Here is a 12,024-nt window from a genome sequence, read left to right on the forward strand (position 1 = left end):
AAGGATCTGCCATGTTCAGAAATACCATCTTTTTCTCCACCCTGATGCTTTGTGCGGTTTCCGCTGTGCTCCACGCGGGCACGGCGATCATCGCCCACCGCGGCGCCTCCGGCCTCGCTCCCGAGAACACCATGGCTGCCTATGCCAAAGCCGTTGAAATCGGCGCCGATTGTTTCGAACTGGACGTCTGGCTCTCCAGCGACGATTCGCTCATGCTGATGCACGACGAAGCGGTCGCGCGCACCACCGGCGCCGGCGGGACCATCCCGACCATGACCTACCAGCAACTGCGTGCCCTCGACGCTGGCTCCTGGTTCAGTCCCCTGTTTGCCGGCGAGAAGATTCCGACTCTGGCTGAAGCCCTGGACCTGGCTCTGCGCGCCTCTTACCGCGTCGGTGTGGTCATCGAGATCAAGAGCACCGCACCCACGGTGGTCGAAAAGGTCGTGGCCGCTGTCCAGCAGCGCGGCTTGCAGGACCGGGTGATAATCAGCAGCTTCAATTTCAGCCATCTCAGCCGGTCCAAGCAACTCGATCCCTCCATCCCGGTTCAGCTCTTCGGCACCATCGCTCTGGCGCAGATCAAGCAGGTCGCGAGTATCGGCGGAGAATGGGTCGGGACCGATGGCGCCATTACCACGGCCCTGCTCGATTCGGCCCACGCCCGCGGCGTCAAGATGAATAAATGGACTGTCAACAGCGCCTCCGAAATGCTCCCCCTGATCAAGCTGGGGGCGGATGCCTTCACCACCAATTTTCCCGACATCGCCAGAGCCCTGCTCGATACCACCCCCCCGGGGGAGGTGGTGCTCCTACCTCCGGTAGTCGACGAAACCCGTATCGGCCTGAGCTGGCTGCCGGCGGAGGATCCGGAGAGCCCTTCCATAACCTACGAAATCTATCGCGACACGCGGGCCCAGCCCGAAATTCTGCTGGCGACCGTGATCGATACCACCGCCTATATCGATGATACCCGCCTCGAATCGACACAGTTCTTTTACCGCATCCGGGCCAAGAATACCGCCGGACTCTACAGCCTCACGTACAGCAATGAGGCACAGGCGACCACCGCCCCGGACCTGCGCCCGCCGCAGGTCACGGCAGTCCGCGCTTACGGCCGGCCCGATCATCTGGTGATCCGCTTCAACGAGCGGGTGGAGGGAGAGAGCGCCCAGGCCGCCGCCAACTACCGGATCGAACCCGGAGTGACCGTCACCAGCGCGCGCCTCGCCCTCGACTCGCTCTCGGTCATGCTCACTACCTCGCCCCTGCCCGAAAAAAGCCCCTGCACCCTGACGGTCACCGGCGTCAAAGATCAGGCTCTCCATCCCAACCCTATCGTCGAACCCGAAACCGCGGACTTTAATTATTGGCCGTACCGGCCCGGCCTGGTCGCCGCCTGGGATTTTGATGAAGAGGCGGGAACCACCTTGCCCGACTACTCCGGCAATGCCAACCACGGCACCCTGCAAAACGGGATCTCCTGGTCGGGTGGCCACACCGGCAACGGCCTCCTCTTCGACGGCGTCGACGATTTTATCCTGGTGCCGGCCTCCCCTTCCCTCGACATCAATACCCCGGCCGTCACCCTCTCGCTCTGGACCTGGATGGCCTACACACCCAACAACCTCCGCGGCGCCTATGGCCCGCTCTACGACTCGGAAAGCGATACCTATGTCCTCTACGAGGACAAGGGCATCCACGAACTCCGCTTCAAGGTGACCACTAATGTCAGTGCGGAGCGGCCCGGGATTCGCGATGCAGATCTCACCGCCGGCGAATGGATCCACCTGGTTGGCGTTTACGACGGCACCAGGGCGATGATCTACCTCAACGGTGAACTCAAGGACAGTCATAACCTGACCGGCACCGTCAAAGCGGGCCAGATTGCCACCATCGGCAAGACCGGCGGCGTCTACTTCAAGGGCAGGATCGACGATATCCAGATCTACAATCGGGCCCTCAGCGCCGAAGAGATCCTCTTCCTCTACGACGGCCGCCAGATCACCAGCTCGGCCGGCTACCATCCGCTCCAGCCGGAGGCATTCGGACTGTCGCAGAACTATCCCAACCCCTTCAATGCCTCGACCACCCTGAACTATTTGCTGCCCTGCCGGGAGATCGTCGATCTGGCGGTCTATGACCTGCTCGGCCGCCGAATCGCCAGCCTGGTGCAGGGCCTCCAGGGGCCGGGCCCCGGTCGGACCACCTGGGATGGACTGGACGAGCACGGCCTCCCCGCAGCCAGTGGCCTCTATTTATGCAAGCTGAGCAGCGGGAGAAAAACGGCCACCCGCGCGATGCTGCTCCTCAAATAAGAGTAAATCCTCACTTCCCTGATCACGGCCCCGCATTTTGCCGGCCGGCCGCTGTCAGCCCGTGTCGGACGTCCGGGAGGAAGGCCTCCCCCCGACCCCAGGCTGCCCGCGGCCGGCTTCAACCCGCTTTACCCTTGTACCCTCTTTCCACCTTCTCTGATAAAAAAAATGTCCGGCATTGAAAATTATCTTGCAATTTCCGCGAATTATGCGTACAATTCGAAAGCAATAGTAATCATAAATAACCATTCGTAATGCCGCATTTCTCTCATTGAAATCAAACGAAAGATCGCCAAAAAATGGCGTCCAGACCCAGTGGCACCCTGCTGCTTGCCGAGGAACGGCGCGACCGGATTGAAGAGATCCTCAAAGTTCAAAACCGCATCCTTGTGGCGGAAATGGCCGAACTGATGGAAACCTCCGAAGTCACGATTCGCAAGGATCTGCAAGTGCTCGAACGCCGCGGCGTTCTGAAGCGGGTCCACCGCGGCGCCATCCTCGTCCATAATCCGACCGTCATCGACCTGGCCCTTCTCGAGAAAGAGCACATTCATACGCGCGAAAAGGACAGGATCGCCTGCAAGGCGGCCGAGCTCATCCGCGACGGCGAGGTGATCATCCTCGATTCGGGCTCGACGACCACCGCCATCGCTCGGGCCCTCAAGGCGCGGACGGGGCTGACGATCATTACCAACGCGATCAATATCGCTTTTGAGCTGGCTGCGAGTAAAAATCAGGTCATCCTCATCGGCGGTGTGGTGCGCGAGAATTCCTTCTCGCTGGTCGGGCCGCTCTCCGAAGAGGCCCTGCGTAGCCTCACCGCCGACAAGCTCTTTCTCGGCGTCGATGGCATCCATTGCGAATACGGCTTGACTACTCCCAATCTCCAGGAGGCGACGATCAACCGGATGATGCTGCACAGCGCCACTGACGTCTATGTCGTCGCCGACTCGAGCAAGATCGGCCGCCGTAGTCTCGGGGTCATCGCTGAGGTCCGCGCCGCCCATCATCTCATCACCGATGGCCAAATCAAGGCATCCGACCGGCAGAGCCTGCAGGAACGCGGAATTGAGGTCATCATCGTCTGAAATTCAAAACCAACCAACAGGATTTGTACATGCAGCTTTTCACCCCGCTCCGATCGTACAGCCTTAAGAAGCGCCTGCAAACCGTCCTTGCTCTGGCCTTTCTTCTCGCGATCCCGCCGGCCGCTCTTGCCTCCTCGCGGCTCCCCATCGATGACCGCTCCGATTACCTCTGCTACTACGGCGGATGGGATAACGACAGACTCTTCCGCGCCAAGGATTTTGACCTCGTCATCCTCGAACCCTCCAATATTTCCGCCTCCCAGGTCGCTGAACTCAAGAAAGGCCACGACGGCCTTGCCGGCACCGCCGATGATGTCATCGTCATCGGCTACGTTTCGATCGGTGAGGATCATCAGGGGAGCCGGACCGGCGACGGCCGCGGTCCCTGCTACTGGGATTGGGGCACCAGTTCGATCGTCTACACCAACGCCGGCTATGCCTCCTGGTACCTAGATGATGCCGATCACGACAAAAAGCCGGACATGAACGGAAACTGGGGAAGCTATTACGTCAACGCCGGAGACTCCTCCTGGCGCAGTTTTCTCAAGACCAGCCCGACCGGCACCGACAATATCCTCAACACCAAGCATTGCGACGGGCTCTTTCTCGATACCATCGATACCGCCTCTCCCTGGTCGCCCTGGCCCTATCGCTGGATGGTGGTGGCCATGTCCGATCTGGTCGGCTGGCTGCACGCAGTCTATCCGGACAAATACCTGGTGGCCAACCGCGGGCTCTTTTATTTCGATCCCGATCTCGCCACCGCCTATGCCCATTCGATCCGCCCCTTCATTGACGGCGTGATGTTTGAATCGTATTTCAAGGAGGGCGAGCGGGCCGTCTGGGCGGCCAAAATCAACACCGAGGCCGCCAAACCCGATGGCTTTGCGGTGATCGCCCTTGATTACTACTCCGCCAGCCAGACCGCCGCCATCAACAAACAGGTCGTCGAGGTCCTGGGACTGGGCTGGAGCGATTTTATATCCTCCTCCTCTCTCAACGAGATCCGCTACGAGGTCTTTCACCGCCATCCCGTCGATGTCAATCCCCCGACTTGGAATTCAGCCATCGGACTGACGGAAGCGGTAGCCTCCGACGGTGCGGTCAGGCTCCGCTGGCGTCAGGTCACGGATCAATCGGCGCCCCTTTCCTTCACCGTCTATTACAGTGACGCGCCGCTCTTCAGCATCGCCACGGCAACTCGCCTGGATCAGGTGCCGGCAACCTGGCAAAGCGCAAGCCAAACCTGGGAGTACCAGGTCACCGGCCTGGCCAACTTTACGACCTATACCTTCCTGGTGCGCGCCCGCGATGCCCTTGGCAATGAAGATAAAAACCTGCGCACGCTCAAGGCCACCCCGCCGGCGGGCTCGAAAACCCTGATCACCATCGACGGCCTTTTCACCGACTGGAGCGGCATAACTGCACTCGACACCCCGCCTAATCCCGTTGAAGCAGCCGGTGATGGCCTCGATGCCGCCGCCGACCTCGTGGATCTCTACGCCGCTCACGACGCGACCAATCTCTATTTGCAGTTCACCACACTCGCCGCATTCGGCAGTGGCTATTTCTACCATGTCTTCTTCGACATCGACAACAATCCGGATACCGGGTATCGTTATGCCGACAGCGCCGCCGCCGGCGCCGAATTCATGATGGAGAACCTCGCCCTCTGGCAATATACCGGCACCGGCGGCACCGACTGGAGCTGGACGCAAGTGAGCGGCCTGTCACGCGCCACTTCCGGCGCCCAGACCGAGTTGAGCCTCCCGCTCACCATGATGCCGCTGGCGGTGCAACAGCAAAAACTGACCCTGTTGCTGCAAACCAACCGCGCGGTCACACCCTTCACCTTTGTCGATGCCGCGCCCGACCGCTTCGGCAGTGAGCATCTGGTCTACACCTTTAACAGCGGCACCACCGTGCCCGGAAGACCTTCGGAGCGCCAACCCGCGGGATTCACCCTCGGCCAGAACTATCCCAATCCCTTCAACGACGCAACCTGCATTCCTTTTACACTCGACAGGGCCGGCGAGGTGACGCTCCGGCTCTACAATGTGCGCGGCGAAAGCGCCGCCTTATACCATCTTGGCATGATGAGCGCCGGCTCCCATGACTATACCCTCTCGGCGCATAAGTTAACCAGCGGTATCTATTATTACGAACTTTTAACAGGAGGGAAACGGCAGACAGGCAAAATGGTATTGATCCGGTAGGCTGCAGGACGTATTGCGCGGCTTGCCCAGACAGCAGGAGATTATTGTTGCTTTAATGGAGAGGCATCACCCTAATCTTCACTTGTGAGGGAAACATGAAAAAAACACTGCTCTTTTGTTTGACCTTGCTCAGCATGCTGCTTTTACAGCAGCCTGCTACAGCGCAGATCACCATCGACGGCCTCTTCTTCGACTGGGATAATGCCACACAGCTGGACGTCGCCCCCCAGGCGCAGGAGTTGACCTTTGACATGGGCGATCCCGATTGTCCCAATCCCGCCGTGCCGAGCTATTTCGCCGATCTCGACATCGACGATGTGTTCGCCACCGATGATGCGGATTTCGTCTATTTCCGGATCAAGATGAATCCGGTGGCCAATCTCACCAATGTACCCAACGACACCTCCTATCACGGCGGTGCGGCGCTGGCCGTCTACATCTCCGTTGATCCCGGCTGGTCGGATATCACCGGCTTGACCTGGGGCTGGTGGGGCAGCGGCTATGACTATTTTGTCCAGGTCTACCCGGCGGACAGTGTGGTCGTCAATTCAACCCATTATGATCAGTATCTCTGGGAACACAAGCAAGCCGGAAACGGCTGGGATTTCGTTCCCGCCGATTCCACTATCGGCTGCAAGGTGGCCTGGAACGCCACCAATAACGAGGTGGAGTTCTCGGTGCCCAAACAGCAGTTGTTCAGCCCCCACTTCCTCGCCGATTTCGTCCGTCCGGATACGATCGCGGTGATGGTCTACGCCGGCGAGAACCTTGCGCCCTGGCGCGCGGATTACGCCAGCAATCCCGGTGTGGCCGGCTTCAAGGTGGCCATGAAAAAGCCCGGCCCCATCGCCATCGACGGCCTCTTTTTTGACTGGACCGCCGAGATGCAACTCGACACCCCGGCCACCCAGGAAGAGAAAACCTTCGATGCCGGCGACCCGGACTGTCCCAATCCCGCCGTCCCCAGCTACTTTGCTGATCTCGACATCGACGATGTTTACGCCACCGACGATGCCGATTTTGTCTATCTCCGGATCAAGATGAATTCGATCGCCAACCTGACCAATGTGCCCAACGATACCTCCTATCATGGCGGCGCCGCCATCGCAGCCTATATCTCAGTGGATCCGGGTGCGGCTGATACCACTGGTTTGACCTGGGGCTGGTGGGGGAGCGGCTACGACTTTTTCGTCCAGGCCTATCCTCCCGACTCCGTTTACGCCTCGGTCGGCGGCTATCCCCAGGCCGTCTGGGAGCACAAACAGGCGGGTAACGGCTGGGATTTCGAGGTCGTCGATTCCCTACGCGGCGCCTGGGTGGCCTGGAATGCCCTCAGCAACGATGTCGAGATGGCCATCCCAAAGGCCCAGCTGCTCAATCCCCGTTATCTGCAGAATTTCCAGCAGCCGGACAAGATCGCCATCATGATCTATGCCGGCGAAAACCTTGCACCCTGGCGCGCGGATTATGCCTCGATGCCCGGCGTGGCCGGTTTTGTCCTTAATCTCAGCGGTTCGACTGGCGTCGCCACCCGGCCGGCGGTCGGCGTTCCCGCCAGCCTAACGTTGCATCAGAATTATCCCAATCCCTTCAATCCCGAGACCCGGATCCGTTTCGCCTTGCCGGCACAGGGCATTGTCCGGATTCGCGTCTTCGATGTGCTCGGCAAGCAGGTTGCCTCTTTGGCTGACGGCCTCTTCACCGCCGGCGAGCACCTCGTGACTTTCAACGGCAAGGATCTCCCCAGCGGCATTTACTTCTGCACTCTGGAAAGTGCCGGCGCGCGTGAAATCCGCAAGATGATGTTGATCAAATAAAGTGAGCAGTTTCATGGACTGGCAGGGAGGGTCATCCCTGCCAGTCGCATGTACCTTTTCGCCAGGGGTGGCTCGGCGTGAACGGACATCAAGGACTATCAACAGAGGAGAATCGATGATGAGAAAGACCTTCTGCTTCCTGCTTTATTTCCTGTTCATCCTTGCCGTAACCTCGTTTGCGCAGACGGTACATCAAGTCGAAGCGGGGCCGGGCGCCATCTCGGCAGCCTATCAGGCCGCTGCCGCCGGTGATATCCTAGAGCTGGTCACTTCCGGAGGAACCTATTCCGAGAGTGCGCCTCTGGAAATCACCGCCGGCAAGGCGATTACCATCCGCGCGGCCGCCGGGATCGTCTCACCGGTTTGGCGGTGCGACGCCTCGCCTTTCATGACCGTTGCCGGCACGCTGATCATGGAGGGGCTCACCCTCGACGGGCAGGAAGCCGGGAAAAGGGCGATTAACACCTCCGGAAGCGCCGGCTATTCCATCAAAATTGTCAACAGCACCCTGCAGGGATTCGAATATATGATTTACGGAAGCTCCTCTTCCGCCTTTGATTCCCTGGTCATCGTCAACTCGCTCTTCAAAAAGGCCGCCAACCGGGCCCTCTATTTTCCGGCCGGCACCATTGATCCCGGTGTCGTCAAGCGGCTCTCCATCCGCAACTCCACCTTCATGGACATGAAAAAAACCGAACCTTCGATCTATTTCTACAGCAAGTCCTCACCCTCGGTGAGCCCGCGCCTGGAGCTGGACCATGTAACCTTTTACAATTGCCAGCGCATCCGCACCAACAGCGGCGTCACCGACGTCAGCATTCGCAACACCCTCTTCGTCACAGATGGCACGATCAGTGGCGGGCAGTCCTTCAACCTCTACGGTGGCACCGTTGAAAACACCCTGGTGTTCAATGCCCCGGTCTCCGGGACCGGCGCCACCTACACCGGGTTCCTCGATAATGTAGATCCCCTCTTCACCGCCGCCGCAGCTGGTGACCTCACCCTGTTGGAAGGCACGCCGGCCTTTCATGCCGGCACCGACGGCAAGACCCTTGGCGATTCGCGCTGGTGGCCCAGGCTCTCCGGCCGCATCTATATCGCTGCGGGCAGAGACCAGATCTCCGCGGCTGTAGCCGCGGCCAACCCGGGCGACATCATCGAGTTAACCAGCGACGGCGGGCTCTACGTCGAGTCAACGACGGTGGTCATCGACAAACCGCTCACCATTCAACCCTCCGAAACCAGCATCCATGCCCCGGTCTGGACCTCCGATGACGGCGGCTACCTGATCCGCACCCAGGCGGGGCTCACCCTTACCGGCGTCAACCTCAACGGCGGCAAGGGCGCGCTCCTGGCGGCCGGCGGCATTGCCACGGATTCGAGCGGCTACAATCTGATCCTGACCGACTGTGAACTGTCCAACTTTGGCGGCGAGAGCAGCACGACCGGCCATGCCATCTATGACGGCCTCTATCAGGGCGAAGTGGACTCGCTGGTCATCTCGGGCTGCTATTTTACCCGGATTGCCCGCGAGGGCATCTATCTAGGCGGACGCACCGCACCCCAAATCGGCACCGTGAAATACTTCCACCTGGTCAACTCGACCATGGCCAAGATCGGCGATGATGCGGTCTACATCCGCGATCATGACGCCAATCTGGCTACCCCCGGTCCGGTTTACCTCATCGATCACTGCACCTTTTATGACGCCTTCGATACCTACGGCCTCCTGGCCCATTATATCGACAAGGCCCTGATCAAGAACACCATCGCCGCCGCCTCGACAGTCAAAGGCACCGCCTTTTATCTCTATGGCGACCATTCGCTGGTAAAAAATTCCCTCTATTTCAATCTGAAAATCAACCTCCATACCGGCAAGAGCGAGAATCTGCTCAGCGTCGATCCCCTCTTCATCGATCCGGAATCGGGCAATTTCATGCTCTACAGCAACTCTCCGGCGGTCGGTTTCGGCGATGACGGCTCGACCATAGGCGACCCGCGTTGGGGCGTTTCCACCCAGAAATCCAATGAACTGCAGCTGGTCAAGGGTCCCGCCAGCATGTCCCCGACCACCTCCTCGGTGCGCATCGTCTGGGAAACCCTGGAGAATGATCCACCCTCTTCGATCGTTGAATATGGCCTCACGCCGGAGCTGGGTACGACCGTGACTGGTCCGGAGGGCTGGCTCATCGCCGGCGAAGGCATCATGCATGAGGTCACCCTCACCGGTCTGCAGCCCTTCACCACCTACTACTATCGCGTCGGTAATGGCACCGACATCAGCGTCGATATCAACCAGGCTAAAACCGCGCCGGAGCGCGGCACACCCTTCCGCCTCATGACCATGAGCGATATCCACGAAAACCATTACAACCTCTGGCAGGGGATCGCCAAACGGGCGCCGCAGGATTCGATCGACCTGACGGTCTTCATCGGCGATTTTGTCAATGACGGCAGCGTGCGCGACGAGTGGAACGGCGGCTTTTTCACCCCGGGCAAACCCTTGCTCGACCATATCACCGTGATCAGCTCCGTCGGCAACCATGAAACCGCCTTCGGTCCGTCGACCTATTACGATTATTTCTCGCTGCCGACTCATCCCGAAAACGGCGAGACCCCTGAAGCCTACTACAGCATGGAATACGGCGACGTCAAGATCATTGCCATCAACAGCAACGGCGATGACTACAGCCCCTCCTATCTTGCCGGATCGCTGCAGCTCGCCTGGCTCGAAGAGGAGATCAAAAACGCCGATACCAAATGGATCTTTATCTTCTCCCACACCAATGTCCTCTCCACCGCCTACCATGGCCAGTGGTCGGCCACCGAAAAAGAGAACCTGCTGCCGTTGTATGAAAAGTATGCCGCGCAGGGCAAGCGCATCATCGCCTTTGCAGGCGACGACCACAGTTTTGAGCATCTCTATAAGGCCGGCGTCAATTACGTCCGTCCCGGCTGTGCCAACCTCAGCCTCTATGACACCGACCTCAATCTGGTTGACAAACCCTACAGCATGTTCTACTCCAAACAGCCGGGTTTTTCGACCGTCGATGTCAGCAATAACGGCGACCTGATCACCCTCTCGGCCCGGGACACCACCGGTGCGATCTTTTACTCCGCGACCTTTACCACCAGCAGCACACCGCCGCCGACCATCTATATCTCTGAACCCGACGGCATCGAGGACAGCAGCAGCGACCTCTATCGTCTCCGCTGGGTGGATTCGGATCCGGATGACGACGCCAAAATCAACCTCTATTATACCGCGGACGTCAACAGCCCCGGCGAACTGATCGCTGAAAACATTAGCGAAGATGACTCGCTGAATTATTTCGATTGGGACGTCTCCCATGTCACACCTGGATCCTACTATGTTTATGCGGTGATCCGGGATACCCAGAATCCACCCGTCAAACGCTTCTCGCGCGGCAAGATCAGCGTCGTCGCCGATGTCGTCGCACCACCGGCCGTCACTTCGCTGACCGGTACCCTGCTCAACCGGTACAAGCTGCAGCTTGGCTGGCAGAATCCGATCGATCCCTTGCATGTTGAGGTGCCATTGGCGACCTTTGAAACCGGCATCGAGGGTTTTGTTGGCGAGAATGACGGTACGGCCACAGGATCACTTGAGATCGTGCCCGGCGCCGAGGGCCATGGCAATGCCCTGCGCATCAATTACGCCATCACCGTCGCCTGGGATCAATATGCGGGGGTCCTCTCGCTGCCCGGGTTCCCCAACATCAGTTCCACGCCGTATCTCGATTTCTGGTACCGCGGCGACGGTTCGAACCGGGCCCTGCGCCTCATCGCCGAGCAGGACAACGACCGCAATGGCAAAAATGATGACTGGTGGTATTCCGAGTCCGTGAATTTAACCTCCAAAGAGTGGAAACACGCGGTCCTCGATCTGCGGCTCTTCTCGGCGCTGACCTGGCACGCCAATATGGACCGCTCCTTCGATCTCGAAAACATGGCCCGGCTCGACTTTATCATCCCCTCCTCCAACGCCGGCAGCGGCTTTGCCGAGATCGACGATATCAAACTCACCGGCGAAATTTCGCCGGCGCCCGATTTCCAGGGCGTCATCGTGCTACGCCGGACCGACCGCTTCCCGGCGAATATCAACGACGGCGATGTCATCTATCAGGGCCCGGCCGAGAGCTGTGTCGATTCCACCGCGATGCTCTACCAGAAAAACTACTACGCCGTGTTCGCCTACGATGAGGTGCCCAACTACTCACCGCTCGGCGCTACCTCCATCTGGCTCTACACCCTGCCTACGAGTGTCGAGGCGGAGCAGGCGAACGCTCTGCCGGTGCAATTTGAACTGAAGCAAAACTATCCCAATCCCTTCAATCCCCAAACCACCATCACCTATGCTCTCCCGAAGGAGAGCCAGGTCCGGATCGTCGTCTACAATGCCCTCGGACAGGAGATGGCGGTGCTGGTGGATCAAAAAATGCGGGCGGGGTATCATACGATCGACCTGAACGGCGCCCAGTGGTCCGGCGGCGTCTATTTCTACAAAATCCAGGCCGATCACTTTTCTTCGCTGCGCAAAATGGTTCTGCTCAAGTAAGAGCGT

General features: G+C 59.2%; 5 protein-coding genes. All 5 read left to right on the forward strand.

From position 1 onward, the window contains the following. Positions 1-11: 11 nt before the first annotated feature. The 5 genes from PLH32_08495 (at position 12) to PLH32_08515 (ending at position 12,018) form a co-directional block, all read left to right on the forward strand. Positions 12-2,318 (forward strand): glycerophosphodiester phosphodiesterase family protein, encoded by a 2,307-nt coding sequence (locus tag PLH32_08495; protein HQJ64637.1) that lies wholly within the window; start codon positions 12-14, stop codon positions 2,316-2,318. A 299-nt stretch (positions 2,319-2,617) separates the two neighbouring features. Then, a complete protein-coding gene (locus tag PLH32_08500; GenBank protein HQJ64638.1) occupies positions 2,618-3,406 on the forward strand; it encodes a DeoR/GlpR family DNA-binding transcription regulator in 789 nt (262 codons plus the stop codon). Between the two features lie 29 nt (positions 3,407-3,435). After that, a complete protein-coding gene (locus tag PLH32_08505; protein HQJ64639.1) occupies positions 3,436-5,622 on the forward strand; it encodes a T9SS type A sorting domain-containing protein in 2,187 nt (728 codons plus the stop codon). Positions 5,623-5,717: 95 nt separating this feature from the next. Then, a complete protein-coding gene (locus PLH32_08510; protein ID HQJ64640.1) occupies positions 5,718-7,439 on the forward strand; it encodes a T9SS type A sorting domain-containing protein in 1,722 nt (573 codons plus the stop codon). A 118-nt stretch (positions 7,440-7,557) separates the two neighbouring features. Continuing rightward, on the forward strand, positions 7,558-12,018 hold the full coding sequence (locus tag PLH32_08515) for a metallophosphoesterase (protein HQJ64641.1): 4,461 nt from the start codon (positions 7,558-7,560) through the stop codon (positions 12,016-12,018). The last annotated feature ends 6 nt before the right edge of the window (positions 12,019-12,024 follow it).

Source organism: bacterium, assembly GCA_035419245.1.
GTDB lineage: Bacteria > Zhuqueibacterota > Zhuqueibacteria > Residuimicrobiales > Residuimicrobiaceae > JAKPUX01.